Genomic DNA, 24,944 nt, shown 5'->3' on the forward strand with positions numbered 1-24,944 from the left:
GCGAACGAATCGATCACTCAAACCTATGACCCATCACAAGGCACATTCCGGCTGTATCGAGTATTGGTCTGCGCTAACCGAGCGATAGCCGATCGGTGCTGTTCCCGGCGGCGAAACCTGGGCATGCTGGCTGTGCCCGAAACATTCTGCGACGACGAGCGAGCCCAGCATGAACTCCACCGCTTCCACCGACGAGCTGCCCTCGTCCACTGCGCCCCTCGCGGGAGTGCGCGTTGTCGAGGTGTCCAGCTTCGTGGCCGCGCCCCTGTGCGGCATGACCCTGGCCGCTCTCGGCGCCGACGTGATCCGGGTCGACCCGATCGGCGGCGCCGCCGACTACCGTCGCTGGCCGGTCACCGACGACAACGAGTCGATCTACTGGGCCGGCCTGAACAAGGGCAAGCGGTCGTTCGCAGCGGATTTCCGTAACCCGGACGCGCAGAACCTGATCCGCGACCTGATCATCGATGCGGGGGTGCTGGTCACCAACGCTGCCGGTCGCTCGTGGCTCGACTACGACGAGCTCGCCGCGATCCGCCCCGACCTGATCCACGTGCAGGTCCTCGGCCGCGCCGACGGCACCGGCGCTGTCGACTACACCGTCAACGCCGCCGCCGGTTTCCCGCAGGTCACCGGCGCCGAGAACGTCTCGACCCCGGTCAACCACGTGCTGCCCGCCTGGGACGTCTCGTGCGGCCTGTACGCCGCGTTGTCGGTCGCCTCGGCCGTCTACCGCCGCGAGATCACCGGTGCAGGAACGAAAGTCGTACTCCCCCTCGAGGACGTTGCGTTCGCGACCGTCGGCAACCTCGGCTACATCGCCGAGGCCCAGCTCGGCCGCCCCCTCCGGGAGAAGGTCGGCAACTCCGTCTACGGCACATACGGCGCCGACTTCGCCACCAGTGACGGCGCACGCTTCATGCTCGTCGCGCTCACGCCGCGGCACTTCCGCGACCTCACCGAGCTCACCGGTACCGCCGAGGCCGTGGCCGCACTCGAATCCGCCCTGGGCGTCGACTTCCGCGACGAGGGCACCCGGTTCGAACACCGCCACGTGCTGAACAGCCTGTTCGGCGCCTGGTTTTCGCGCCACACCGCCGACGAGGTCGAGACGGCGCTCGGTGGTACCTCGGTCCTGCACGAGCGCTACCGCACCTTCGCCGAACTCGCCGCCGACCCGCGCGTGACCGACAACCCGATGTTCCACAAGCTCGACCAGCCGCGCATCGGCAGCTACCACGCCCCGAGCACCCCGATGTCCTTCGACGGCTGCTACCCCGAGGTCCGCCCCGCGCCGGCCAACGGCGACGACACCGCCGAGGTGCTCACCGAACATCTCGGGCTGACCGACGACGAGGTCGACGCCCTCGCAGCTTCCGGCACCATCCGCATCTCCCAGAAAGAGCCCGCATGACCCGCCTCGCCCAGACCCTCGGTCTGACGGAATTCCAGTCCGAGATCCTCGACACGGTCCGCACCTTCGTCGACCGCGAGATCATCCCGAACGCTCAGGAACTCGAGCACTCGGACACCTACCCGCAGGCCATCGTCGACCAGATGCGCGAGATGGGGTTGTTCGGACTGATGATCCCCGAGGAGTACGGCGGACTCGGCGAGTCGCTGCTGACCTACGCGCTGTGCGTCGAGGAACTCGCCCGCGGCTGGATGAGCGTCTCCGGCGTCATCAACACGCACTTCATCGTCGCGTACATGATCCGCCAGCACGGCACCGAGGAGCAGAAACAGTACTACCTGCCGCGCATGGCCACCGGTGAGGTCCGCGGCGCGTTCTCCATGTCCGAGCCCGAACTCGGCTCCGACGTCGCCGCCATCCGCACCAAGGCCAAGCGCGACGCCGACGGCAACTACGTCATCAACGGCCAGAAGATGTGGCTGACCAACGGCGGCAGCTCCACCCTCGTCGCCGCCCTGGTCAAGACGGAGGAAGGCTCCGACAAGCCCCACAAGAACCTGACCACCTTCCTGGTGGAGAAGCCCGCCGGCTTCGGTGAGGTCGTCCCGGGTGTCACCATCCCCGGCAAGATCGACAAGATGGGGTACAAGGGCATCGACACCACCGAACTCGTCTTCGACAACTACAAGGCCTCGGCCGATTCGATCCTCGGCGGCGAGCCCGGCAAGGGATTCTTCCAGATGATGGACGGCGTCGAGGTCGGCCGCGTCAACGTCTCGGCCCGCGCGTGCGGTGTCGCGATCCGCGCCTTCGAGCTCGCCGCCCGGTACGCCCAGCAGCGCACCACCTTCGGCAAGCCCATCGCCCAGCACCAGGCGATCTCGTTCTCCCTCGCGGAAATGGCCACCAAGGTCGAGGCCGCCCACCTGATGATGGTCAACGCCGCGCGCCTGAAGGACTCCGGCGAGCGCAACGACGTCGCCGCCGGTATGGCCAAGTACCTCACCAGCGAGTACTGCTCCGAGGTCACTCAGGCCAGCTTCCGCATCCACGGCGGCTACGGCTATTCGAAAGAGTACGAGATCGAGCGCCTCATGCGCGAGGCTCCTTTCCTGCTCATCGGTGAGGGCACCAGCGAGATCCAGAAGACGATCATCAGCAAGGGTGTGCTGCGTAGTTACGCGCTGTAAGGTCCACCCCCGCAATCATATTCATCCCTGGAAGGACAACGCGTGAAGCGCACGCTGTACAACGAGGATCACGAGGCGTTCCGGCAGACCGTCCGCGACTTCATCGCGAAGGAGGTCGTACCCGTCTACCCGGAGTGGGAAGAGGCCGGCCATCCTCCGCGCGAGTTCTACAACCGCATGGGAGAACTCGGGCTCCTCGGTATCCAGGTTCCCGAAGAGTACGGCGGAGGAGGCGAGACGTCGCTGAAGTTCAACGTGATCCTCGCCGAGGAGGCGTCGGCGGCCGGTGTGTCGTTCGGTTCGTCGTCGGTGCACTCGAACCTGATCCTGCCGTACATCATGCAGAACGCCACCGAGGAGCAGAAGCAGCGCTGGCTCCCCGGGTTCGCCTCGGGTGAGCTGATGTTCGCCATCGCGATGACCGAGCCGGGCACCGGTTCCGACCTCGCCAACATCGCGACCACCGCGAAGCTCTCGGAGGACGGCAGCCACTACGTCCTCAACGGCGCGAAGACGTTCATCACCGGCGGTGCGCTCGCCGACCGCATCCTCGTCGTGGCCCGCACCTCGCCGTACAACCCCGAGGACCGTCGCGGTGGCCTGTCGATTCTGGTGGTGGACACCAGGAGCGAGGGCTTCGCGGTCGGGCGCAAGCTCCACAAGATCGGTCTCAAGGCCTCGGACACCGCCGAGCTGGCGTTCGACGACGTGAAGGTGCCGGTCGCCGATCTGCTCGGCAAGGAGGGCGAGGCGTTCTCGTACCTGACGCAGAACCTCGCGCAGGAGCGTCTCACCATCGCGTTCGGCGCTGCCGCCACCGCGGCCGCGGCGATCCAGCACGCCATCGCATACACCAAGGACCGCAAGGTCTTCGGCAAGCCGGTCGCGTCCTTCCAGAACACCAAGTTCGTGCTCGCCGAATGCTCCGCGGAGCTGCAGGCGCTGCAGATCATGGTCGACAACGCCATCGAGCTCAACGATCGCGGTGAGCTCACCGTGCCCGACGCCGCCCGCGCGAAGCTGTTCGCGACGGAAACCGCCGGCCGCATCATCGACAAGTGCCTGCAGCTGCACGGTGGCTACGGCTACATCACCGAGTACCCCATCGCCCGCCTCTACGCCGACACCCGCGTGACCCGCATCTACGGCGGCACCAGCGAGGTCATGAAGACGATCATCGCCAAGGATCTGGGGCTGTAGATCTTCTGTCGTTCTTCGGTGGAGTGAACCCCGCTACCCGGGGTTCACTCCACCGAAGGCGTTTCCGACTATCGTTTCCCGCCATGCGGTTAGTCGTGAAGACCAAGAGGGTGATCGAAGCCCACCTGAGCAATTCGTCCGTCCGGGCCCTGTCGGGGTCGATGGTGGCGTACGAAGGGCAGGTCAGCTTCAAGTCCGCCGGATTCGGTGGTGGTGAGGGTGTTCTCTCCGGGCTGCGGCAGCGCGCGACGGGTGAGGGGCTCTCGCTCATGGAGTGCAGCGGCACGGGCGTCGTCTACTTCGCGCATCAGGCGCAGGACGTGACGGTGCTGGAGCTGAACAACGAGACCCTGCAGGTCGAGTCCGAGCAACTGCTGGCACTGAGCGGGAACCTGAACACGAACGTGACGTTCGCGGGTCTGCGCGGCGGTATGAGCGGCCAGGGTCTGTTCACCACGACGGTGACGGGGACCGGGCAGGTCGCGCTGCTCTCGGCCGGGGGCCCGCTCATCCATCTCGAGGTGTCGCCGCAGTATCCCCTCGTCGTCGATCCCGACGCCTTCGTGTGCGCGAAGGGTCAGCTCACGCAGTCGTTCGTCACCGACGTGTCGTGGCGCTCGGCCATCGGTCAAGGCAGCGGCGAGGCGTTCTCCCTGAAGTGGGACGGCGTGGGCGTGGTCTCCATCCAGCCGGCGGAACGGTAGGAACAGATGAGCTTCACGAAGATCAACGGCAAGGTCGTGCGCGTCGACCTGCGGCAGTCCGGTTCCGTCGTGGCCCGCCGCGGCGCGATGCTGTTCTACACCGGCAACGTCCGGTTCTCCCCCCACGGCGTTCCCGGCGGCACGGGAGGCGCTCCCGGTCTCGGCGGTCTCGCCGGTATGGCGGGACGCATGCTGCAGGGTGAACACGAGGCCACGATGCTCGCGCAGGGCGACGGTGTCGTGCACTACGGCTTCCGCGGTCTCGAGACGCACATCGTCGACATGTCCGCGGGCGGGGAACTACGTGTGGAGGCGTCGCGCCTGCTCGCCCACACCACCGGTCTGCAGTCCACGGTCGTCTCGGTGGCCGCGGCCTCCGGTGGGGGCGGTGGCGGCGGGGGTCTGTTCGGGGCGCTACGCGGCGCCGCCACCGGCGCGATGACCGGCACCGGCATGTTCACCACGCAACTGACCGGCCAGGGTGCGGCGGTACTACTCGCCCATGGGGGCGTGTTCGAGCTTCAGGTGGGCGGCCCGACGCCGGTGGTCGTCGACCCGCAGGCGTTCGTAGCGTCCTACGGCCCGGTCCGCACCGAACTGAAATCGTCGATGAGCTGGCGGAACGTCGGTCGCACCGGCGGGGAGGCCATGCAACTCGAATGCAGCGGACAGGGCATCGTCTACGTGCAGGCATCGGAGGAGAAGCTGTGAGTACCGTTCTGAACCCGTCGAGCTTCGGCGGCAGCGACAACGTGCCGGGCAACCCCTATGCCTACTGCATCGACCTGCAGACGCCTTGGTTCCTGTCGAAGGGCGCGATGATCGCGTACTACGGCCAGGTGCAGTTCTCGGCGCTCACCCACGGACTGCAGGGACACCTGCTGCACATGGTGGCCCAGCAGTTCTCCGCTCCGCTCTATCTCGGCGACTACGTCGTGGCCGAGGGCTTCGGGAAGCTGATCATCGGCGACCGCGGATACGACATCAACTCGTACGACCTCGACGACGGCAACCTCACGATCCGGCAGGCCAATCTGCTGGCCTTCGAACCGGGCCTGTCGCTCAACCAGTCGATCGTCCCGGGTTTCCTCACCCTCATCGGTACGGGCCGTTTCCTCGCGTCGTCGAACGGGCCGGTGATGTTCGCCGAGCCGCCCCTGAGGGTCGACCCGGAGGCACTCGTCGGCTGGGCCGACTGCCCGTCCCCCAGTCACCACTACGACGAATCGTGGATCACCGGGTTCGTCTCGGCCGGGGCGCGGCGTTTCGGCGTGCAGTCGGGGGAGGAACGGCAGTTCGATTTCACCGGCGCGGGCACCGTCCTGATCCAGTCGAGCGAAAAGGTCCTCGACGATTCGTCGCTGGTGCGCACGATCGAGAACCAGATCCCGGGCCTCACCTCGCCCGGTCTGCACCGGATCAACCAGGTGGTATCGCAACACCTGCAACAACAGTAGCTGCGGTAACACACCCTGGGGCGGACCTGGGTATAACACGGATCCGGCCCTCCCTTTGTGTGACTACGATCACAAGCTAGGCTAGCCTAAGCCGATGTAAGGTTTGGACAACCTAAGTGAGTGTTCCCTCAGTCGCAGAAAGGTGGCTCTGATGATCGTCTGCAGTTGCCACGCTCTTACCCACCACCACATCGAGGCAGAGGTGGCTGCGGGAGCACGCTGTACCCGCGAGGTGAGCGCCAAGTGCCGCGCCGGTACCGACTGCGGGAATTGTGTACGCAATATCTCGGCGATCATCCGGCAGGCCCGGCAGCGGAATGAGACCATCGAACTCGAGACCGCCGTGTAGCCAGCCCCTACCCGGCGGTAAACCTGATGGTTCACCCCGGGAGGTGCCATGAAGGGCGACAAGAAGGTCATCGAGTTGCTCAACGAACAACTCACCGCCGAGCTCACGGCGATCAACCAGTATTTCCTGCATTCGAAGATGCAGGAGAACCGCGGATGGTCGAAGCTCGCGAAGCACACGCGCGACGAGTCGTTCGACGAGATGCGTCACGCCGAGAGACTCACCGATCGGATCCTCTATCTCGACGGACTCCCCAACTACCAGCGCCTCGGTGCGTTGCGTCTGGGCCAGAGCGCCAAGGAGATGCTCGAGGCCGACCTGCAGGTGGAGATCGAGGCCCGCGATCGCCTCCGCAAGGGGTCGGAGTACATGCGCTCGGTCAGCGACATCACCTCGGCCAACATCTTCGAGGACATCCTCGCCGACGAGGAAGAACACATCGACTATCTCGAAACCCAGCTCGACCTGATCGAGCAGCTCGGCGAACCGCTGTATCTCGCCCAGCACATCTCGCCGCCGGAATAACCCGGCACCGCAGAACGGGCCGCGGCATTGCGCCGCGGCCCGTTCTCTATGCTGTGGACACACCAGCTTGGCTGTGGGACACACCAGCTTGTCGACGGTGAGAGGAAGACCATGAGCGATTCGTCCGTGACCGTGGTGCACAACGCCGAGAAACAGAGGTACGAAGTCCGGGACGACGACGCCGTCGTCGGATACACCCAGTACCACCCCGACGACGACGGTCGCCTCGTCTTCGACCACACCGAGATCGACAAGGGTTACTCCGGTCAGGGACTCGGAGGCAAGCTCGTCGGTTTCGCCCTCGACGACGTCCGCGAACGCGGCAAGCGCATCGTCGCGATCTGCTCGTACGTCGACAAGTTCATCGAGAAGCACCCGGACTACCGGGATCTGACCGACTAGACATGCACGCGGGCGCTGGTCAGTTCCCCGCGCGGTTGCGCAGGTCGAGTGCGACGTCGGTGATCATGTCCTCCTGCCCACCGACGAGGCCGCGACGGCCGATCTCGACGAGGATGTCGCGGGTGTCGAGACCGTAGATGCTCGCGGCGGTCTCGGCGTGACGCAGGAAGCTCGAGTACACGCCGGCGTAGCCGAGGGTGAGGGTCTCGCGGTCGACCTGCACCGGACGGTCCTGCAGCGGGCGCACGAGATCGTCGGCGGCGTCCTGCAGCCCGAACAGATCGCACGAGTGCTTCCAGCCGAGCAGGTCGGCGACGGCGACGAAGGGCTCGATCGGGCAGTTGCCGGCACCGGCACCGTGTCCGGCCAGCGACGCGTCGACGCGGATGACGCCTTCCTCGACGGCACACACGGAGTTGGCGACCGACAGCGACAGGTTCTGGTGCGCGTGGATGCCGATCTGCGTGGTCTCGTTCAGGACCTCACGGTAGGCACGCACACGCTCGCGGACACCGTCCATCGTGAGGCGTCCGCCGGAATCGGTGACGTAGACGCAGTCGGCGCCGTAGGACTCCATGAGCTTCGCCTGGCGGGCGAGCTCCTCGGACGGGGCCATGTGCGACATCATGAGGAAGCCGGACACGTCCATGCCCAGCTCTTTCGCCGCGGCGATGTGTTGCGCGGAGACGTCGGCCTCGGTGCAGTGCGTCGCGATGCGCACCGACCGCACGCCGATCTCGTAGGCACGCTTCAGCTCGTGGACGGTTCCGATACCGGGCAGGAGCAGCGTGGTGAGCGTGGCCGAATTGATCGCTCCGGCAGCGGCTTCGAGCCACTCCCAGTCGGTGTTGCTGCCGGGACCGTAGGTCAGCGAGTGACCGGCGAGACCGTCGCCGTGGGAGACCTCGATGGCGTCCACACCAGCACGGTCGAGCGCACCGGCGATCTTCGCGACGTCCTGTGGCGTGATGCGGTGGCGGATGGCGTGCATGCCGTCGCGCAGGGTCACGTCCTGGATGTACAGAGCCGTTCCGTCGCTTGCGAATTCGCGAGTCGTCGTCGTTGCCGCGGTCATGCCGTCACCTGATCCTTCGTGCGTGCCGCCACGGCGCGTGCGACCTGCAGCGCCGCGGAGGTCATGATGTCGAGATTGCCCGCGTACTCGGGCAGGTAGTGCGCTGCGCCCTTGACCTCGAGGAACACCGCGACCTTCCACAGAGGGCCGGTGTGGTCGGTGAGCGTCTCCATGGGCTCGGTGACCTCGGTGAACTGCACCTCCTGCTTGAGGGTGTAGCCGGGCACGTATTCCTGGACCTTCGCGACCATCGCCTCGACGGACGCGACGATCTCGTCCTTGCGGTCCTCACCGACGAGAGCAAGCACGGTGTCGCGCATGATCATCGGCGGTTCGGCCGGATTGAGGATGATGATCGCCTTGCCGCGCGTGGCGCCACCGATCTTCTCGATGGCCTGCGAGGTGGTCTCGGTGAACTCGTCGATGTTGGCGCGGGTACCGGGGCCGGCCGACTTCGAGGAGATCGAGGCGACGATCTCGGCCCAGTGCACCTTGGTGACCTGCGAGATGGCCGCGACGATCGGGATGGTGGCCTGACCACCGCAGGTGACCATATTGACGTTCGGGGCGTCGAGGTGCTCGGTGAGGTTCACCGGCGGCACCGTGTACGGGCCGATCGCGGCCGGCGTCAGGTCGATGAGCATCTTCCCGTGCGGGCGCAGGACCTTCTCGTTGTACTCGTGGGCCTTCGCCGAGGTTGCGTCGAAGACGATCTCGATCTCGTCGAAGCGCGGGTGCTCGACGAGTCCTTCGACACCGGTCGAGATGGCGTCGATGCCGAGGCGCTTCGCCCGTGCGAGGCCGTCGGATTCGGGGTCGATGCCGACGAGGGCGACGGTTTCGAGTTCGGCGTCGGCCAGTCGCTTGATCTTGATGAGCAGGTCGGTGCCGATGTTGCCCGACCCGATGACGGCAACCTTGGTGGTCATGAGTTCTCCTGTGCGGTGGAGCTTTCGGAAGAGAAACGCGCGGTGACGGTGCCGAGCGAGGAGATCTCGGCGCGGACCGTGACGCCGGGCGGCGCCGGAACCATCGGGCCGAGTGCCCCCGACAGCACGACCTGCCCTGCGCGCAGGGGCTGCCCGAACTCGCGTGCCGTGCGCGCGAGCCACAGCAGGGCGTTCAGCGGATCGCCGAGGCAGGCTGCGCCGTTGCCCTCGGAGACGAGCTCGTCGTCGACGTACATCCGCATGGTGGCGTCGATCGGCTCGAACTCGTCGAGGGTGAGCGTCTGCGAACCGAGCACGTACAGGCCGCTGGATGCGTTGTCCGCGACCGTATCCGTGATCTTGATGTCCCAGCCGGCGACGCGGCTGTCGACGATCTCGAGAGCGGCAACCGCGTGGCCGACGGCGGCGCGGACGGTCGCGAGATCGAGATCGTCCGAGTCGAGGTCGGCGGAGAGGACGAAGGCGATCTCGGCCTCGGCCTTCGGCTGCAGCAGGCGCTCACTGGGCACCTCGTCGAGAGCGGTGACGTCCATGTCCTCGAAGAGGACACCGAAGTCGGGGCGGTCGACACCGAGCTGCTGCTGCACCGCCGGGGAGGTCAGGCCGATCTTGCGTCCGACGATGCGGGCACCTTCGGCGAGCCGGCGGTCGGTGAGCTGCTGCTGCACCGCATACGCCAGGTCGATGTCGGTCTCCCCGAGCAGGTCGCGGACCGGACCGCACGGTGTGGAGCTGCGTGTGGCCTCGATGAGACGGTCGGCCGCCGCACCGGCGATGCGGGTGCGATCCGCCGCTGATGTGGTGTTGGAGCTGGTAGTCATCACGTCCTCGTCGTTCGATGGATTACGACCATCGTGGCGGCGAGGTCCGCCCCCGTACAGGGGGTCGTTCCGGTGAGTGGAACGCGCGCGCTCAGAGGTTGCGAATGGCCTCGCGGCGGGCGTGGGTGGCGGCGATACCCGCGGCGGCGGCCTTCACCGCTCCCTCGTGCTTCTCCGGACGGAACCGGGTGACGGGACCGGTGACGCTCACCGCCGCGATGGGACGCTCGTCCGCGTCGAGGATCGGGGCGGCGACACAGGCCAGGCCGACCGCGGACTCCTCGAACTCGAAGGCCACCCCGCGCTCGAGCACGGTCGCGAGATTCGCCCCGAGCCGCCCGGGGGTCGTGATGGTGCGGGGAGTCTTGCGCGCCAATCCGGCCTCGACCACCTCGGCCAGCAGCTCCGGTGGGGAGAACGCGAGAAGAGCCTTGCCGATCCCGGTGCAGTACATGGGCATTCGCCCACCGATCCGGGACGGCGTGGACGCGGGGCGATGTCCGCCGATCTTCGAGACATAGACGACCTCGACACCCTCGGGGACGCCGAGGTGCACGGTCTCGTGGGTGCGCTCGTAGAGGTCCTCCATGAACGGGATGGCGACCTCGACCAGGCCCCGCTCGAGGGAGGCGCGCAGGCCAAGTTCGAAGAGCTGCCCGCTCAGGCGGTAACCGGCCGGGTCCTTGTCGAGCAACCGGACGGCGACGAGGTCGCCGACGACGCGGTGCAGCGTCCCCTTCGGCAGACCGGTGCGTCGACCCAGTTCGGCGAGGGTGAGGACGTGGTCGTCGGCGGTGAACGCCCACAGCACGGTGACGACCTTGCCGAGCACCGTGTTGGTGTCCACCCCGTCGCCCGGCGGGCGGGCATGCACCGGCGACTCGCGCTGTCCTTCCACGTGGCTCAGGTTAGGACACCAGCGCCGTGTGGCGGTCGGGACCCACAGCCGCCCGGACCCGGTGCCCGCCCCTGGCATCCTGGATGTGTGACCGAGCGCAAGCGGTGGGATCTGACGTTCGAGACGTGGATCGAACGGCAGATCCGCGTGGCGCAGGACCGGGGCGATTTCGACGATCTGCCCGGTTACGGCAAACCCATCCCCGACCACGGCGACGACGAGCTGTGGTGGGTGAAGAGTTATCTGGCGCGCGAAGGTCTTTCAACGGAGGCTCTGCTGCCGCCCGAATTGCAGTTGCGGCGCGAGATCGAGCGGCTGCCCGGCACGGTCGGGTCGGCTCCCAGCGAGAAGGTGGTGCGCGAGATCGTCTCCGATCTCAACCGGCGGATCGCCGACTGCCTGCGGTTCCCGAGCGGACTGCCCGTGCCGATCCACAAGGTCGACGCCGAGGAGATGGTGGAGGTGTGGACCGTCGAGCGGGCGCGTCGTCGTGAGGAAGCCCGCACGGCTCTGAACTCGACGCGACCCCGGCTCGAAACGGAGTCCGAGGCCGGGGCCGTGCGCAGGGGGTGGATCTTCCGGTGGTTCCGCAGACGGAACCCGCCGGTCGTCAGGGAAGGGTGAGCGGTGCTCCGGTCGCGGCGCGCACCTGATCCTCGGTGACGCCGGGGGCACACTCGGTCAGGACGAGGCCGTCGGCGGTCACGTCGATCACCGCGAGGTTGGTGATGATGCGCTGGACCACGCCCTCACCGGTGAGCGGCAGCGAGCACTCCGAGACGATTTTCGGGTTGCCCTGCTTGTCCGTGTGCTCCATGAGCACGATGACCGTGCGGGCGCCGTGGACGAGGTCCATCGCCCCGCCCATGCCCTTGACCATCTTTCCGGGCACCATCCAGTTGGCCAGATCGCCGGTGGCCGAGACCTCCATGCCGCCGAGCACGGCGGTGTCGATGTGGCCGCCGCGGATCATGCCGAAGCTCAGCGCCGAGTCGAAGAAGGCAGCGCCGAAGTTGACCGTCACGGTCTCCTTGCCGGCGTTGATCAGGTCGGGATCGACCGAGTCCTCGGTGGGGTACGGCCCGGTGCCGAGGATGCCGTTCTCACTGTGCAAGGTGACGTGCACACCCTCGGGCAGGTAGTTGGGGATCAGGGTCGGCAGGCCGATACCGAGGTTGACGTACTCCCCCGGCGCGAGTTCCTGCGCGGCGCGCGCGGCCATCTGTGTGCGCGTCCAGCCGAGTGTCTCGACAGCTGTGGTCATGTTCTACGCTCCCTTCGCGGCGCTGACGGTGCGCTTTTCGATCTGCTTGTCCTGGACACCGGTGTGCACGAGCCGGTTCACGAAGATTCCCGGCAGGTGCACCTCGCCCGGATCGATCTCGCCCGGCTCGACGAGTTCCTCGACCTGGGCGATGCACACGCGGCCGGCCATCGCGGCGAGCGGGTTGAAGTTCATCGCGGCCTTGTTGAACACCAGGTTGCCCTCGGTGTCGCCCTTGAGGGCGTGCACGAGCGAGAAGTCGGCGGTGATGGACTCCTCGAGCACGTACCGCTTGCCGCGGAACTCGCGGATCTCCTTCGCCGGCGACGCCACGGCGACCGAACCGTCGGCGTGGTACTTCCACGGCAGTCCGCCCTGCGAGATGGGCGTGCCGACGCCGGCGGGGGTGAAGAAGGCGGGGATGCCTGCGCCACCGGCGCGGAGCTTCTCGGCGAGGGTGCCCTGCGGGGTCAGCTCGACCTCGAGCTCACCCGAGAGGTACTGCCGGGCGAATTCCTTGTTCTCCCCGACATACGACGCGGTGACCCGGCGGATGCGCTTGCTGCCCAGCAGGATTCCGAGACCGTGGCCGTCGACACCGCAGTTGTTGGAGAACACCTCGAGGTCGGTGGCCCCGGCGTCGGCGATGGCCCGGATCAGGATGTCGGGGATACCGCACAGTCCGAATCCGCCCACCGCGAGCGTCGCACCGTCACGGATGTCGGCGACGGCCTCCGCCGCCGTCTCGAACACTTTCGTTGCCAACTCTCACCTCTCGGGTTTCCGGGGGAGCCGCCGGGCTCCGCTGGACGAATCACGTCCACTGGATGAACGCAGTCGCATGCTTGGTTTCTACTAAAGAGTCTGCAGGTGGCGAACACAAGTACCTGCCGGAATCTCTCTGAAATTGATCGTTCATCGAACAGAGACGCTATATGCGTTCACTGAGTGGACGTAGAATCGAGGCATGTCGTCCGATGCACGGGGTCAACTGGTCGCGCGGATCGCCGCCCTGCTGCGCACCGTCTCGTCGCACGAACCGGAAGGGGTGACGACCTCGGAGGTCGCCCGCACCACCGATCTCGCCCGGCCCACGGTGCACCGGCTGCTCAGCTCGCTCGCCGACGAGGGGCTCGTCGACCGGGATCCGGCGTCGGGACGCTGGGCCCTCGGACCCGAGCTCTACCTGCTGGGATCGCTCGCCTCCGTGCGCTACGACATCACCGACCTCGCGGGCGACGTGCTGCGCGATCTGGCGCGCGCGACCGGCGAGAGCGCCTTCCTCTCCGCGCGGCGGGGCGACGAGACGGTCTGTCTGGCGATGGAGGAGGGCAGCTTCCCGCTGCGTTCGCACGTGCTCCACATCGGGATCCGGTTCCCGCTCGGGGTGGCGTCGGCGGGGCTTGCGATCCTCGCGCACATGCCCGATCAGGAGATCGAGGCGCATCTGTCGCGGGTGGATCTCACGCAGGATTGGGGACCGGACCACGCGCGACCCGCACTGGAGAAACGGATCGAGACGACACGGCTGACCGGCTACGCCGTCAATCCGGCACTGATCGTCGAGGGCAGTTGGGGAATGGGCGCCGCGGTGTTCGATCACCGCGGCGCCCCGACCTGGGCGTTGAGTCTGACCGGCGTGGAGAGCCGGTTCCGGCCCGATCGTGTGCCCGAACTCGGTGAGGCGCTGCTCGACAGCGCCCACCGTCTCACTCAGTTGTTGCGTCACCGTCCCCGGTGACACGCGGTCATGCCGAGGCGGCGGCCGACGCGCGCTGCAGCACGCGTTCGGCGTGGCGCAGCACCGGGGCGTCGACCATCTTCCCTTCGAAATCGAAGACGCCGCGTTCCGATTCGGCGGCCTCGAGAACGCGCCGCGCCCACGCCTCCTCCTCGGGGGTGGGCGCGTACGCCCGGCGGACGACGTCGACCTGGCTCGGATGGATCGACACCTTGATGTCGAATCCGACCGCCACGGCGTCGAGCGCCTCCTCGTACAGGCCGTCGGTGTCCTTGATGTTCAGGTACACCGAGTCGAGCGCCCAGCGGGCGTGACCCTTCGCGGCGAGCAGGGTCACCGACCGGGCGTGTTGCGCGACCGCGCGGTACGTCCCGTCGGCGTGACGGCTCGCGTTGCCACCGAGTCCGGCGACGAGATCCTCGGCACCCCACATCATTCCGAGGGTGTTCTCGGCGACGGCGATGTCCTCCACCGCGAGCACCCCGAGGGGCGACTCGATGAGCGCGACCACCTCGAGCGGTGCGAGCGAGCGCACCTCGTCGCCGCTCTCACAGTTGGGCAGCATGACCCGCGTGTACGACGTGCGGCGCAGTGCCTCGAGATCGGCCTCGTGGTCGGCCGTGCCCACCGGGTTGACCCGCACCACGGTGCGTTCGGGGTCGAGCGGAGTGGCGATCAGCGCCTCACGGGCCGCCGGCTTGTCGGCCGGCGCGACGGCATCCTCGAGGTCGATGATCACCACGTCCGAACGCTCAGCGGCCTTGGCGTAGCGCTCCGGACGATCGGCGGGACAGAAAAGCCATGCGGGGCCGGGGAGTTCCCAGGTCATGTCGTGGGCCTCTTCTGGACCAGGGTCTTGCGCACGGCGACGGCGACGACATCGCCGTGCTGGTTGCGACCGGTGTGTTCGAGGGTGACGATGCCCTCCCCCGGCCGGCTCTTCGACTCGCGCTTGTCGACGATCTTCGTCTCGGCGTAGAGCGTGTCGCCGTGGAACAACGGCTTGGGGAAGGAGATCTCGGAGAACCCGAGATTCGCGACGATCGTGCCCTGCGTGAGCTGGGCGACCGACAGTCCCACGAGCGTCGAGAGCGTGAACATCGAATTGACCAGACGCTCACCGAAACTCGTCTCGGCAGCGTATGCGGCGTCGAGGTGTAGCGCCTGCGTGTTCATCGTCTGCGTCGTGAACAGCGTGTTGTCGGCCTCGGTGATCGTCCGGCCGGGGCGGTGCTCGTAGATCGCGCCGAGTTCGAACTCCTCGAACCACAGACCACGCTGGACGATCCGCTTCTCCACGGTGGTGTCGGTCTCGCTCACAGTCCCAGCTCCCGTCCGATGAGCATGAGCTGCACCTCGGTGGTGCCCTCACCGATCTCGAGGATCTTGCTGTCGCGGTAGTGGCGCGCCACGGCGTACTCGTTCATGAAGCCGTAGCCACCGTGGATCTGCGTCGCGTCGCGCGCGTTGTCCATCGCGGCCTCGGACGCGACGAGCTTGGCGACGGCGGCCTGCTTCTTGAACGGCTTGCCGGCGAGCATCGCGGCGGCGGCGTCGTAGTAGGCGGTGCGTGCGGCGTGCGCACGTGCCTCCATGCGGGCGATCTTGAAGGCGATGGCCTGGTTGTTGCCGATCGGGCTGCCGAACGCCTCGCGCTCCTTGGCGTACTTCACCGATTCGTCGACGCAGCCCTGCGCGGCGCCGGTCGACAGCGCGGCGATGGCGATGCGGCCCTCGTCGAGGATGCGCAGGAAGTTGGCGTAGCCGCGGCCCCGCTCGCCGAGGAGGTTCTCCTCGGGCACCCGCACGTCGGCGAAGGTGAGCGGATGCGTGTCGGAGGCGTTCCAGCCGACCTTGTTGTAGGCGGGTTCGGCGGTGAAGCCCGGCGTGGAGGTCGGCACGAGGATCGTGGAGATCTCCTTCTTGCCGTTCTCCCGCACATCGGTGACGGCGGTGACGGTCACGAGCGAGGTGATGTCGGTGCCGGAGTTGGTGATGAACTGCTTGTTGCCGTTGATGATCCACTCGCCGTTCTCGAGCTTGGCGGTGGTCTTGGTGCCTCCGGCGTCGCTGCCCGCACCCGGTTCGGTGAGCCCGAAGGCCGCGAGGTTGCGGCCGCTCGCGAGCTGCGGCAGCCACTCCTGCTTCTGCTTCTCGTTGCCGAAGCGGTAGATCGGCATCGCGCCGAGTGAGACACCGGCCTCGAGGGTGATGGCGACGGACTGGTCGACCTTGCCGAGTTCCTCGAGCGCGAGGCACAGCGCGAAGTAGTCGCCGCCCATGCCGCCGTACTCCTCGGGGAACGGCAGGCCGAACAGGCCCATCTCGGCCATGCCCTGCACGACCTCGTAGGGGAACGAGTGCTCGGCGTCGTGCTTGGCGGCGACCGGCGCGACCACCGTGCGGGCGAAGTCGGCGACCGTCTTGCGCAGCTGCTCGTACTCGTCGGGAAGTTGGCCCGTGGCCAGGTATTCCGTCATCACTTTGTCTCTTCCGTGTCGGCGTGCGGGGTGATTCGCACGAGAAGTTGATCGACCTTGACCTGCTCACCGGCTGCCGCGAACAGTTCGACGGTGCCGTCGATGGGGGCGGTGAGCGAATGTTCCATCTTCATGGCCTCGACGACGACGAGCGTCTGCCCGGCCGTGACGGTGTCGCCGGGGGCGACGGACACCGCGATGACGGCGCCGGGCATCGGGCTCGTGATGTCGGCGTCGCCGGCGTGGGCGTCGCCGCCGCGCACCGATGCCTCGCGCACCTCGCGGACGGCGACGCTGCCGTGGCCGTCGGAAAGCCAGACCGCACCGTCGGATTCGCCGACGCGGTAGCTGTGACGCCGGCCGTCGAGCACGACCGCCAGAGCGGAGCCGTGCAGCACGGCGCTGAACCGGTAGGTCTCGCCGTCCTCGACCTCGGCGACACCGGCCGCCGGAGTTCCGGTCAGGCGCACATGTGCGGTGCGGTCGCCGGAGGTGAGCCGCGACGTGACGGGCCGGTGGGCACCGACGCGCCATCCGTCGGGCACCGCCCACGGATCGGTGATCTCGCCCGCCCAGCGGTCGAGCCACCGCAGGATCGCCGCGGCGACGAGCGTGGAATCGGCGGTCGTGGGGGCGGTGTAGTCGCCGAGTCGACGGTCGAGCAGGCCGGTGTCGAGCGCGCCGGCGATCACGTCGTCGTCGGCGAGCAGGAACCGCACGAAGTCGACGTTGGTGACGACGCCGAGCACGGCGGTCTGCGCGAGCGCCCGGTCGAGGCGGCGCAGCGCTCCGGCGCGGTCGTCGGCGTGGGCGATGACCTTGGCGAGCATCGGGTCGTAGTCGCTGCCGACCACGGTGCCGGCGCGGATGCCGGAGTCGACGCGCACGCGGGGACCGGTGACGTTCCCCGTCGCTGCGCTCGCCCCGAAAGGCTCGACGACATCGACGATCTCACCGCCGGTCGGAAGGAAGCCACGAGCCGGATCCTCGGCGTAGACGCGGGCCTCGATCGCGTGGCCGGTGAGGGTGATGTCGTCCTGGGTGAAGCCGAGCGGCTCGCCCGCGGCGATACGCACCTGCCACTCGACGAGGTCGAGGCCGGTGACCATCTCGGTGACCGGATGCTCGACCTGCAGTCGGGTGTTCATCTCCATGAAGAAGAACTCGTCCGGCTTGTCGGCGGAGACGATGAACTCGACGGTGCCGGCGCCGGTGTAGTCGACGCTGCGCGCGGTGTTGCACGCGGCCTCACCGATGCGGGCGCGGGTGGCCTCGTCGAGCAGCGGCGAGGGCGCTTCCTCGATGACCTTCTGGTGCCGCCGCTGGAGACTGCACTCGCGCTCGCCGAGGTGGACGACGTTGCCGTGCGCGTCGGCGAGGACCTGGACCTCGATGTGCCGGGGGCGCTGGACGAACCGTTCGAGGAAGAGGGTGTCGTCACCGAACGCCGACGCCGCTTCGCGACGGGCGGATTCGAGCGCGGCGGGCAGATCCTTCGGGTCCTCGACGAGGCGCATGCCCTTGCCGCCACCACCGGCGGACGGCTTGACGAGCACGGGATAGCCGACTTCCTCGGCGCCCGCGATCAGTTCGTCGTCGCTCAGTCCGGGCCGGGAGATGCCGGGCACGACGGGAACGCCGAACTCCGACACCGCGGCCTTGGCGGTGATCTTGTCGCCCATGGTCTCGATGGCGTGGGCGGACGGGCCGAGGAAGGCGATACCGGCAGTGGCGCACGCGGCGGCGAAAGCCGAATTCTCCGAAAGGAATCCGTAGCCGGGATGGATGCCCTGTGCACCGGTGGCGAGCGCCGCGTCGATGACCTTGTCGATCACCAGATAGCTCTCGCGCGCCGCCGCAGGTCCGAGCAGCACCGCGGTGTCGGCCTCCTGCACGTGCCGGGCGTCGCGGTCGGCCTCGCTGAACACGGCGACCGAGCGGATGCCCATCGCCTTCAGGGTGCGGATGACGCGCACCGCGATCTCACCGCGGTTGGCGACCAACACCGTGTCGATCCGAGTCGTATCAGTCATGGGTGCACTCACATCCGGAAGACGCCGTAGGAGACCGGCTCGAGCGGGGCGTTGGCGCACACCGACAGTGCCAGTCCGAGAACTTTTCTGGTGTCTGCGGGATCGATGATGCCGTCGTCCCACAGGCGCGCGGTCGAGTAGTAGGGATTGCCCTGTTCCTCGTACTGGGCGCGGATCGGAGCCTTGAACTCCTCCTCTTGCTCGGCCGTCCAGGGATTGCCCGAGGCATCGAGCTGGTCGGAGCGCACCGTGGCCAGCACCGAGGCGGCCTGCTCGCCACCCATGACGGAGATGCGGGCGTTGGGCCACATCCACAGGAAGCGAGGCGAATACGCGCGACCGCACATCGAGTAGTTGCCGGCGCCGTACGAGCCGCCGATGACGACGGTCAGCTTCGGCACCCGCGCGCACGCGACCGCGGTGACCATCTTCGCGCCGTGCTTGGCGATGCCGCCGGCCTCGTAGTCGCGGCCGACCATGAAGCCGGAGATGTTCTGCAGGAACACCAGCGGGATCGAGCGCTTGTCGCACAGTTCGATGAAATGCGCTCCCTTGACGGCGGATTCGCCGAAGAGCACGCCGTTGTTCGCGATGATGCCGACCGGGTGGCCGTGGATGCGTGCGAAGCCGGTGACGAGAGTCTTGCCGTATTCGGCCTTGAACTCGTGGAAGCTGCTGGATTCATGGCCGTCACCGCCGGCGCCGTCGACCACACGGTCGATGACCTCGTGCACGTCGTAGGGGATGCGCGAGTCGGTGGGCACCACGTCGTACAGCTCGGTGGGGTCGGCCTCGGGTTCGACGGTGGGTTCGACGTCCCACGGACGCGGGTTGCGCGGACCGAAGGTGGAGACGATGTCTCGCACGATGCGCAGCGCGTCGCGGTCGTCCTCGGCCAGGTGGTCGGTGACGCCGGAGACCTTCGAGTGCAGGTCGCCGCCGCCGAGCTCTTCGGCGGTGACGACCTCGCCGGTCGCGGCCTTCACCAGCGGCGGGCCACCGAGGAAGATGGTGCCCTGGTTGCGGACGATGACGGCCTCGTCGCTCATGGCGGGGACGTAGGCGCCGCCGGCGGTGCACGAGCCCATGACCGCGGCGATCTGCGGAATCCCCTTGGCGCTCATGGTGGCCTGGTTGTAGAAGATGCGGCCGAAGTGCTCGCGGTCGGGGAAGACCTCGTCCTGCCGCGGCAGGAAGGCGCCACCGGAGTCGACGAGGTACAGGCACGGCAGGTTGTTCTGCAGCGCGACTTCCTGCGCCCGCAGATGCTTCTTGACCGTGATCGGATAGTAGGTGCCACCCTTGACGGTGGCGTCGTTCGCGACGATCACGCACTCGCGGCCGGCGACGCGGCCGATGCCGGCGATCATGCCGGCGCCGGGGCACTCGTCGTCGTACATGCCGTCGGCGGCGAGGGGCGACAGTTCGAGGAACGGGCTGCCCGTGTCGAGCAGTTCGTCCACGCGGTCGCGGGGAAGCAGCTTGCCGCGGGCGACATGCCGCTCCCGGGCTTTCTCGCTGCCACCCAGGGCTGCGGCAGCGAGCTTGTCTCGGAGCTCTCCGACCAGCTGTTCGTGCTGGTCGCGGCTGGTTGTCGAGGCCGTCTCAGCGGTTGTCACGGACACCATCCTCGGTAGATCGACTAATCGCCATTAACTGAAATCTAGGTTAGTTATGATTAACCGAGTTGTCCAGACCACACCGAGCGGAGATTTTCATGACCGAGTCCGCGATCGACGTCTCGACCGCATCGGGACGCCCGACGCGGCGTAGCCTCGCCAAGGCGGAACGCCGACGGGACCTCCTGCGTGCCGCGGCGCACCTGATCGCCGAACGCGGATTCCCCGGGGTCCGCCTCGAGGATCTCGGTGCGGCCGTGGGGATCAGCGGTCCCGCCGTGTACCGACACTTCCTCAACAAGGACGCCCTGCTCGTCGAGATCCTCGTCGAGATCAGCCGCCGCCTCCTCGCAGGTGGCACGCAGGTCGCCGAGACGACGCCCGACCCGCGCGACGCCCTCGAGGGCCTGGTCGACTTCCATCTCGACTTCGCGCTGGGCGAGCCCGATCTCATCCGCGTGCAGGACCGCGAGTTCACGTCCCTCCCCGACGAGGGGCAGCGGGAGGTGAGGGTGACCCAGCGTCGCTACGTCGAGATCTGGGTCGACGCCCTGCGCCGCATCGACCCCGCACTGCCCGAATCCGATGCGCGCACGATGGCGCACGCGACCTTCGGACTCATCAACTCGACACCGCACAGCGCCGACCCGCGTTCCCCCGAAGGCACCCGCGCGGTGCTGCGACGCATGGCACTGGCAGCTCTCGCCGCGACCCCCTCGGCTCTCGCGGCAGAGCCGTCACGAACGGAGACCGCATGAGCTACTTCGAACGACTCGGCCCGACCTCCTTCCGCGCCACCGAACATGTCGGTGGGGCGTGGAACGAGGCGGAGCAGCACATCGCTCCCGCTCTCGGGCTGATCGCCCACGTCGTCGAATGCGACCGCGACGCGCGGCGCGACGACGACCTCACGATCGGACGCCTGTCGTACGACATCCTCGGCACCGTGCCCGTCGGTCCCGTCGTCACGACGGTCGAGGTCCTGCGGCCCGGACGCACCATCGAACTCGTGGAAGCGACCCTCGCCTACGACGGGCGCGCGATCGTGCGTGCGCGCGCGTGGCTGATGCAGACCCGTCCCACCGCGGAGATCGCCGGCACCACGCTGCAGCCGATTCCGACGCCCGAGGACTGCGAACCCTGGGACCCGACGACGCTGTGGCCGGGAGGATTCATCGACTCGGTGGAGGTGCGCCGCGTCTCGACCGCACCCGGACGGGCCTCGTTCTGGGTGCGCACCGGTCTCCCGCTCGTGGAGGGCGAGAAGGTCAGCGATCTCGCCGCCACGGCCGGCCTGTTCGACATCGCCAACGGCATGGCGGTGCGTGCCGATCCGAGAACGGTCGCCTTCCCCAACGTCGACCTGACCGCGCACCTGTTCGCCGAACCCCGCGGTGAATGGGTCGGCTTCGATACGTCGGTCTCGTTCGGCGCCGACGGCGTCGGCCTGACGAGCACGGTGCTGCACGATGCGACCGGACCGATCGGCACGATGTCCCAGATCCTCACGGTGCGGCCGATCTGAGCGGCCACACCGATCCGGTGACCTCGGGGTTCGGTGGCCTCAGCTCAGCAGCGCGGACGCGAGCTGCCGGTAGCCCTCGCTCGGGAAGGTGAACGGATCCGCGGTGAGCACCTGGATGGCGACCTCGTCGGCACCGGCGGCGTAGTGCTTCTCGATGCCGGCGACGACGCTGTCGAGATCGCCCCACGGGATGAGCACGTCCATCAGGCCGTCGCTGCCACCGTCGGCGAGGTCCTCGTCGGTATACCCGAGACGACGCAGGTTGTTCGAGTAGTTCGGCAGCGCGAGATAACCGCGCATGTACTCGCGGGCGATGTAACGCGCAACGGTCTCGTCGGTTTCGAGGACGACGGCCACCTCGGGCGCGAGCAACGGCTCCGAGCCGAGGGCCTCACGCGCAACCGCCGTGTGCGCGGGCGGAACGAAGTACGGATGGGCTCCTGCCGCGCGCTCGGCGGACAGCTTCAGCATGCGCGGGCCGAGCGCCGCGAGGACCCTGCGATCGGTGGGCACCGGCGTCGACGCCACATCGAGGCCGTCGAGGTACTCGACCATCCGGCTGTAGGGCTTGGTGTAGCTGGTGTTCTCCCGCGCGTCGACGACGGGAGCGTGACTCGTTCCGACGCCCAGCAGGAAACGACCGGGATACCGCGACTCCAGATCGGCGACCGCAGCCGCCGTGGTCTCCGGGTCGGCGTGCCAGATGCTGATGATGCCGCTCGCCAGCTCGAGCGTCGTCGTCGCCGCGAGCAGTTCACCGTAGACGGAGGGGAAGCCGTCCTTGAATCCGCCGGACGTCCACAACCGGGAGTACCCGAGCTCCTCCAGTTCGCGGGCTGCATCGAGCGCCTACTCGCGAACCTTCCGACTGAGCCAGAACGCGCCACCCCACACACTCACTCGTCGTGTCATGCGACCGACCCTAGTCGCGTTCCGGCACTCGGTGCAGCCGGTTCGGCCCGTGGCCGGATCGGAACGGCTCCACCGGTCGGCTACAGTTCGCATTCGGGTTCAACAGACAGCCCGTCCATACGTGTGTTCGCAGACCGACAGGTTCGGGACCGCACCGCCGTCGGGATTCGTCGCCCGTAGGCGCGAATCGGGCACGGGCCGGGAAGCTGGGGTGGATGTGATCGGTATCGTGCGTTCCGCCGAGGTCGGAGCGACGGTGCGGCGATGAGGGATCCTTCGGTTCCCGAACCGCGCATCGAGCGGTTCTCGTCGCGGCTGGTCGTGCAGAGCTGGTTCCAGGTCGCGTTCGCGGTCCTCGCGGTCTTCGCCGTCCTCGGCTCGATCGTGGGCGGAATCTTCATCCAGCGCACCGTGCAGATCACCGACGAGGTGACCGGGCGGATCCAGCCCGCGATGACGGAGTCCTACCGGCTGCAGATCTCATTGCTCGATCAGCAGACCGCGGTCCGCGGGTATGCGCTCACGACCGACCCGATCTTCCTCGGGCCGTATCGCGCCGGCCGAGCCGATCAGCAGGTCGCCCTCGATCGCCTCCGTGAACTCCTCGCCGACCATCCCGAGCTCCTCGCCGACATCGACTCCATCGACGCCACCGCCCGGCAGTGGCAGACGCAATATGCAGAGCCGATCATCGCCACAGTCGTGCCCGGGCAGCCGCGCCCCGTCGATGCGAACCTGGCAGAGGAGGACCGGCTGACCTTCGGTGAGATCCGGTCGATGTTCGTCCAGGAGAACAGCGCGCTCTCCCGTGTGCTCGAAGAGAACCTCGACGATCTCGTGCAGTCCCGGACGATCCGCAACTCGGTCCTGATCGCCATGGTGATCACGTTCATCCTCACCGGCCTCGCGATGGTGGCCCTCGTCCACAATCTCGTCGCCGTGCCGCTCAGCAAACTCCGCAACGCCAGTCGCCGGGTCGCGCTGGAGGAGAACTTCTACCAGCACATATACCCCCAGGGACCGAAGGACATCCGGGCACTCGCCCTCGACGTCGAGACGATGCGCGGTCGTATCGCGGACGCGTTGGCGGACTCCCGGAAGCAGCAGACCCTGCTCGCGAAACAGACCGAGGATCTCGATGCCCAGGCCGAGGAACTCCGCCGCTCGAACACCGAACTCGAACAGTTCGCCTACGTCGCATCGCACGACCTGCAGGAACCGCTGCGGAAGGTCGCGTCCTTCTGCCAGCTGCTCGAGAAGCGGTACGGCGACGTCCTCGACGATCGCGGACGGCAGTACGTCGAATACGCCGTGGACGGCGCGAAACGGATGCAGGTGCTGATCAGCGATCTGCTCGCCTTCTCCCGGGTCGGACGCGTCCACGACGCCTACGTCCGGGTCGACCTCGGCCGACCGCTCGAGAAGGCGTTGTTCAACCTCTCCGCCTCCATCGAGGAGTCACAGGCGCAGATCGAACGCCCCGACGACCTCCCCGAGCTCACCGGTGACCCCACTCTGCTGACGATGCTGTGGCAGAACCTGGTCGGCAACGCCATCAAGTTCCGCCATCCCGATCGCACCCCGGTGATCAGGATCGAGTGCGAAAAGGCCGAGGACGAGTCGGACGGTCCGCGGTGGCACTTCTGCGTCACCGACAACGGCATCGGGATCGACAGCGAGTACGCCGAGAAGGTGTTCGTCATCTTCCAGCGGCTGCATCCTCGCGACGATTACCAGGGCACCGGTATCGGACTGGCGCTGAGCAAGAAAATCGTCGAGTATCACGCGGGAAGAATCTGGATCGACACCGAGTACGGCGATACTCATACCGAGGGCACTCGAATCTGCTTCACCCTCGGAACCGCATCACGCCCCGTCGAGCAGAAGCAGGGGACAACGTCATGAGGAGCACGATCGTGACCTATCCCGCTGCCCGACCGGTGGACGTCCTGTTGGTCGAGGACGATCCCGGCGACGAGCTGATGACCCGTGAAGCATTCGAGGACAACAAGATCGGCAACGCCCTACACGTCGTCCGCGACGGGGCGGAAGCACTCGACTTCCTGTACCGCCGGGGCGACCACGAGGGTGCGCCGCGCCCGGATCTGATCCTGCTCGACCTGAACCTGCCGAAGTACGATGGCCGGCAGGTGCTGACGAAGATCAAGTCCGATCCGGAACTGTCCGACATCCCGATCGTGGTGCTCACGACCTCGTCGGCCGAGGAGGACATTCTCCGCAGCTACAAGCTGCACGCCAATGCGTACGTCACCAAGCCGGTCGATCTCGACCAGTTCATCGGTGCCGTGAAGCAGATCGACGAATTCTTCGTGCAGGTCGTGCGGCTACCGCGTCGCGGACGCTGACGAGAAACTCCGCGGGGCG

At 67.4% G+C, this 24,944-nt stretch carries 26 protein-coding genes and 1 pseudogene; 15 read left to right on the plus strand and 12 right to left on the minus strand.

What is annotated here, in order from left to right:
• The first annotated feature begins 169 nt into the window (after positions 1 to 169).
• The 9 genes from A5767_RS07780 (at position 170) to A5767_RS07815 (ending at position 7,241) form a co-directional block, all read left to right on the plus strand.
• Positions 170 to 1,414 carry a CoA transferase gene (locus A5767_RS07780; protein ID WP_064852036.1) on the plus strand — a complete coding sequence of 415 codons (1,245 nt, stop codon included), beginning with the start codon at positions 170 to 172 and terminating at the stop codon, positions 1,412 to 1,414.
• A complete protein-coding gene (locus A5767_RS07785; protein WP_016693093.1) occupies positions 1,411 to 2,604 on the plus strand; it encodes an acyl-CoA dehydrogenase family protein in 1,194 nt (397 codons plus the stop codon). Before A5767_RS07780 ends, A5767_RS07785 begins: the two co-directional genes overlap by 4 nt.
• 42 nt (positions 2,605 to 2,646) lie before the next feature.
• Positions 2,647 to 3,804, plus strand: coding sequence for an acyl-CoA dehydrogenase family protein (locus A5767_RS07790; protein ID WP_064852037.1), 1,158 nt, complete (start codon positions 2,647 to 2,649; stop codon positions 3,802 to 3,804).
• Positions 3,805 to 3,887: 83 nt separating this feature from the next.
• On the plus strand, positions 3,888 to 4,508 hold the full coding sequence (locus A5767_RS07795; protein ID WP_064852038.1) for an AIM24 family protein: 621 nt from the start codon (positions 3,888 to 3,890) through the stop codon (positions 4,506 to 4,508).
• Positions 4,509 to 4,514: 6 nt separating this feature from the next.
• Positions 4,515 to 5,219, plus strand: a complete 705-nt coding sequence (locus A5767_RS07800; protein ID WP_064852039.1) for an AIM24 family protein — start codon at positions 4,515 to 4,517, stop codon at positions 5,217 to 5,219.
• Entirely contained in the window at positions 5,216 to 5,965 is a 750-nt protein-coding gene (locus A5767_RS07805; protein WP_016693090.1) for an AIM24 family protein, read from the plus strand. The genes A5767_RS07800 and A5767_RS07805 overlap by 4 nt, the downstream gene beginning before the upstream one ends.
• Before the next feature lie 151 nt (positions 5,966 to 6,116).
• The gene (locus A5767_RS22540) at positions 6,117 to 6,314 is read left to right on the plus strand and encodes a (2Fe-2S)-binding protein (protein WP_006550741.1); all 198 of its coding nucleotides are present in this window, start codon (positions 6,117 to 6,119) and stop codon (positions 6,312 to 6,314) included.
• Between the two features lie 48 nt (positions 6,315 to 6,362).
• Complete coding sequence (gene bfr / locus A5767_RS07810; RefSeq protein ID WP_064852040.1) at positions 6,363 to 6,839, plus strand: bacterioferritin; 477 nt, start codon at positions 6,363 to 6,365, stop codon at positions 6,837 to 6,839.
• A 111-nt stretch (positions 6,840 to 6,950) separates the two neighbouring features.
• Positions 6,951 to 7,241 carry a GNAT family N-acetyltransferase gene (locus tag A5767_RS07815; protein ID WP_024102424.1) on the plus strand — a complete coding sequence of 97 codons (291 nt, stop codon included), beginning with the start codon at positions 6,951 to 6,953 and terminating at the stop codon, positions 7,239 to 7,241.
• A gap of 19 nt (positions 7,242 to 7,260) precedes the next feature.
• Here A5767_RS07815 and dmpG read toward each other — a convergent pair whose 3' ends face one another.
• The 4 genes from dmpG to A5767_RS07835 form a co-directional block, all read right to left on the minus strand.
• Positions 7,261 to 8,316 carry a 4-hydroxy-2-oxovalerate aldolase gene (gene dmpG, locus A5767_RS07820; protein WP_019290598.1) on the minus strand — a complete coding sequence of 352 codons (1,056 nt, stop codon included), beginning with the start codon at positions 8,314 to 8,316 and terminating at the stop codon, positions 7,261 to 7,263.
• Positions 8,313 to 9,245 carry an acetaldehyde dehydrogenase (acetylating) gene (locus A5767_RS07825; RefSeq protein WP_019290597.1) on the minus strand — a complete coding sequence of 311 codons (933 nt, stop codon included), beginning with the start codon at positions 9,243 to 9,245 and terminating at the stop codon, positions 8,313 to 8,315. Before A5767_RS07825 ends, dmpG begins: the two co-directional genes overlap by 4 nt.
• A complete protein-coding gene (locus A5767_RS07830) occupies positions 9,242 to 10,087 on the minus strand; it encodes a 2-keto-4-pentenoate hydratase (RefSeq protein ID WP_033097531.1) in 846 nt (281 codons plus the stop codon). Before A5767_RS07830 ends, A5767_RS07825 begins: the two co-directional genes overlap by 4 nt.
• 91 nt (positions 10,088 to 10,178) lie before the next feature.
• The gene (locus A5767_RS07835) at positions 10,179 to 10,934 is read right to left on the minus strand and encodes an IclR family transcriptional regulator (RefSeq protein WP_033097576.1); all 756 of its coding nucleotides are present in this window, start codon (positions 10,932 to 10,934) and stop codon (positions 10,179 to 10,181) included.
• 138 nt (positions 10,935 to 11,072) lie between these two features.
• Here A5767_RS07835 and A5767_RS07840 point away from each other — a divergent pair, with 138 nt between their 5' ends.
• Positions 11,073 to 11,609: a J-domain-containing protein gene (locus A5767_RS07840; RefSeq protein ID WP_064852041.1), complete on the plus strand. Its 537-nt coding sequence runs from the start codon at positions 11,073 to 11,075 to the stop codon at positions 11,607 to 11,609.
• Here A5767_RS07840 and A5767_RS07845 read toward each other — a convergent pair.
• Positions 11,596 to 12,249 (minus strand): CoA transferase subunit B, encoded by a 654-nt coding sequence (locus A5767_RS07845; RefSeq protein ID WP_064852042.1) that lies wholly within the window; start codon positions 12,247 to 12,249, stop codon positions 11,596 to 11,598. The two genes, A5767_RS07840 and A5767_RS07845, sit on opposite strands and share 14 nt — an antisense overlap.
• A 3-nt stretch (positions 12,250 to 12,252) precedes the next feature.
• Positions 12,253 to 13,014 (minus strand): CoA transferase subunit A, encoded by a 762-nt coding sequence (locus A5767_RS07850; protein WP_024102430.1) that lies wholly within the window; start codon positions 13,012 to 13,014, stop codon positions 12,253 to 12,255.
• A gap of 202 nt (positions 13,015 to 13,216) precedes the next feature.
• On the opposite strand from A5767_RS07850, the gene A5767_RS07855 reads away from it, so the two are divergent.
• Complete coding sequence (locus tag A5767_RS07855; protein ID WP_019290591.1) at positions 13,217 to 13,990, plus strand: IclR family transcriptional regulator; 774 nt, start codon at positions 13,217 to 13,219, stop codon at positions 13,988 to 13,990.
• Positions 13,991 to 13,997: 7 nt separating this feature from the next.
• Here the strand turns inward: A5767_RS07855 and A5767_RS07860 are convergent, their stop codons facing one another.
• Genes A5767_RS07860 through A5767_RS07880 form a run of 5 tightly spaced genes read right to left on the minus strand, consistent with a single transcriptional unit; the run spans position 13,998 to position 20,131 of the window.
• Positions 13,998 to 14,819 carry an HpcH/HpaI aldolase/citrate lyase family protein gene (locus A5767_RS07860; protein ID WP_064852043.1) on the minus strand — a complete coding sequence of 274 codons (822 nt, stop codon included), beginning with the start codon at positions 14,817 to 14,819 and terminating at the stop codon, positions 13,998 to 14,000.
• Complete coding sequence (locus A5767_RS07865) at positions 14,816 to 15,310, minus strand: MaoC family dehydratase (RefSeq protein WP_019290589.1); 495 nt, start codon at positions 15,308 to 15,310, stop codon at positions 14,816 to 14,818. The genes A5767_RS07860 and A5767_RS07865 overlap by 4 nt, the downstream gene beginning before the upstream one ends.
• Positions 15,307 to 16,470: an acyl-CoA dehydrogenase family protein gene (locus A5767_RS07870; RefSeq protein WP_024102433.1), complete on the minus strand. Its 1,164-nt coding sequence runs from the start codon at positions 16,468 to 16,470 to the stop codon at positions 15,307 to 15,309. Before A5767_RS07870 ends, A5767_RS07865 begins: the two co-directional genes overlap by 4 nt.
• Positions 16,470 to 18,503, minus strand: a complete 2,034-nt coding sequence (locus tag A5767_RS07875) for an acetyl-CoA carboxylase biotin carboxylase subunit (protein WP_064852044.1) — start codon at positions 18,501 to 18,503, stop codon at positions 16,470 to 16,472. The genes A5767_RS07870 and A5767_RS07875 overlap by 1 nt, the downstream gene beginning before the upstream one ends.
• Before the next feature lie 8 nt (positions 18,504 to 18,511).
• Positions 18,512 to 20,131, minus strand: a complete 1,620-nt coding sequence (locus A5767_RS07880) for a carboxyl transferase domain-containing protein (protein ID WP_006550755.1) — start codon at positions 20,129 to 20,131, stop codon at positions 18,512 to 18,514.
• An 89-nt stretch (positions 20,132 to 20,220) separates the two neighbouring features.
• On the opposite strand from A5767_RS07880, the gene A5767_RS07885 reads away from it, so the two are divergent.
• A complete protein-coding gene (locus tag A5767_RS07885) occupies positions 20,221 to 20,880 on the plus strand; it encodes an SACE_7040 family transcriptional regulator (protein WP_064852045.1) in 660 nt (219 codons plus the stop codon).
• Positions 20,877 to 21,647, plus strand: coding sequence for a thioesterase family protein (locus A5767_RS07890; RefSeq protein WP_006550757.1), 771 nt, complete (start codon positions 20,877 to 20,879; stop codon positions 21,645 to 21,647). The genes A5767_RS07885 and A5767_RS07890 overlap by 4 nt, the downstream gene beginning before the upstream one ends.
• Before the next feature lie 39 nt (positions 21,648 to 21,686).
• Here the strand turns inward: A5767_RS07890 and A5767_RS07895 are convergent.
• A pseudogene (locus tag A5767_RS07895) lies at positions 21,687 to 22,481 on the minus strand (TIGR03620 family F420-dependent LLM class oxidoreductase); the annotation flags it as partial.
• 342 nt (positions 22,482 to 22,823) lie between these two features.
• Between A5767_RS07895 and A5767_RS07900 the strand changes: the two are divergent.
• Both A5767_RS07900 and A5767_RS07905 read left to right on the plus strand, forming a co-directional pair.
• Complete coding sequence (locus tag A5767_RS07900) at positions 22,824 to 24,464, plus strand: sensor histidine kinase (protein ID WP_019290582.1); 1,641 nt, start codon at positions 22,824 to 22,826, stop codon at positions 24,462 to 24,464.
• Positions 24,461 to 24,925: a response regulator gene (locus A5767_RS07905; protein WP_006550760.1), complete on the plus strand. Its 465-nt coding sequence runs from the start codon at positions 24,461 to 24,463 to the stop codon at positions 24,923 to 24,925. Before A5767_RS07900 ends, A5767_RS07905 begins: the two co-directional genes overlap by 4 nt.
• Positions 24,926 to 24,944 lie beyond the last annotated feature (19 nt).

This window comes from Rhodococcus sp. 852002-51564_SCH6189132-a, from assembly GCF_001665495.1.
Taxonomy (GTDB): Bacteria; Actinomycetota; Actinomycetes; order Mycobacteriales; family Mycobacteriaceae; genus Rhodococcus; species Rhodococcus pyridinivorans.

Excerpts from the sequence above, each read along its gene's own strand:
- bfr (WP_064852040.1), top strand. The coding sequence starts at position 6,363 with ATGAAGGGCGACAAGAAGGTCATCGAGTTGCTCAACGAACAACTCACC.
- A5767_RS07845 (WP_064852042.1), bottom strand. The coding sequence starts at position 12,249 with ATGACCACAGCTGTCGAGACACTCGGCTGGACGCGCACACAGATGGCC.
- A5767_RS07875 (WP_064852044.1), bottom strand. The coding sequence starts at position 18,503 with ATGACTGATACGACTCGGATCGACACGGTGTTGGTCGCCAACCGCGGT.
- A5767_RS07860 (WP_064852043.1), bottom strand. The coding sequence starts at position 14,819 with ATGACCTGGGAACTCCCCGGCCCCGCATGGCTTTTCTGTCCCGCCGAT.
- A5767_RS07795 (WP_064852038.1), top strand. The coding sequence starts at position 3,888 with ATGCGGTTAGTCGTGAAGACCAAGAGGGTGATCGAAGCCCACCTGAGC.
- A5767_RS22540 (WP_006550741.1), top strand. The coding sequence starts at position 6,117 with ATGATCGTCTGCAGTTGCCACGCTCTTACCCACCACCACATCGAGGCA.
- A5767_RS07800 (WP_064852039.1), top strand. The coding sequence starts at position 4,515 with ATGAGCTTCACGAAGATCAACGGCAAGGTCGTGCGCGTCGACCTGCGG.
- A5767_RS07880 (WP_006550755.1), bottom strand. The coding sequence starts at position 20,131 with ATGGTGTCCGTGACAACCGCTGAGACGGCCTCGACAACCAGCCGCGAC.
- A5767_RS07900 (WP_019290582.1), top strand. The coding sequence starts at position 22,824 with ATGAGGGATCCTTCGGTTCCCGAACCGCGCATCGAGCGGTTCTCGTCG.
- A5767_RS07830 (WP_033097531.1), bottom strand. The coding sequence starts at position 10,087 with ATGACTACCAGCTCCAACACCACATCAGCGGCGGATCGCACCCGCATC.
- A5767_RS07870 (WP_024102433.1), bottom strand. The coding sequence starts at position 16,470 with ATGACGGAATACCTGGCCACGGGCCAACTTCCCGACGAGTACGAGCAG.
- A5767_RS07785 (WP_016693093.1), top strand. The coding sequence starts at position 1,411 with ATGACCCGCCTCGCCCAGACCCTCGGTCTGACGGAATTCCAGTCCGAG.
- A5767_RS07885 (WP_064852045.1), top strand. The coding sequence starts at position 20,221 with ATGACCGAGTCCGCGATCGACGTCTCGACCGCATCGGGACGCCCGACG.
- A5767_RS07890 (WP_006550757.1), top strand. The coding sequence starts at position 20,877 with ATGAGCTACTTCGAACGACTCGGCCCGACCTCCTTCCGCGCCACCGAA.
- A5767_RS07825 (WP_019290597.1), bottom strand. The coding sequence starts at position 9,245 with ATGACCACCAAGGTTGCCGTCATCGGGTCGGGCAACATCGGCACCGAC.
- A5767_RS07815 (WP_024102424.1), top strand. The coding sequence starts at position 6,951 with ATGAGCGATTCGTCCGTGACCGTGGTGCACAACGCCGAGAAACAGAGG.
- A5767_RS07780 (WP_064852036.1), top strand. The coding sequence starts at position 170 with ATGAACTCCACCGCTTCCACCGACGAGCTGCCCTCGTCCACTGCGCCC.
- A5767_RS07905 (WP_006550760.1), top strand. The coding sequence starts at position 24,461 with ATGAGGAGCACGATCGTGACCTATCCCGCTGCCCGACCGGTGGACGTC.
- A5767_RS07855 (WP_019290591.1), top strand. The coding sequence starts at position 13,217 with ATGTCGTCCGATGCACGGGGTCAACTGGTCGCGCGGATCGCCGCCCTG.
- dmpG (WP_019290598.1), bottom strand. The coding sequence starts at position 8,316 with ATGACCGCGGCAACGACGACGACTCGCGAATTCGCAAGCGACGGAACG.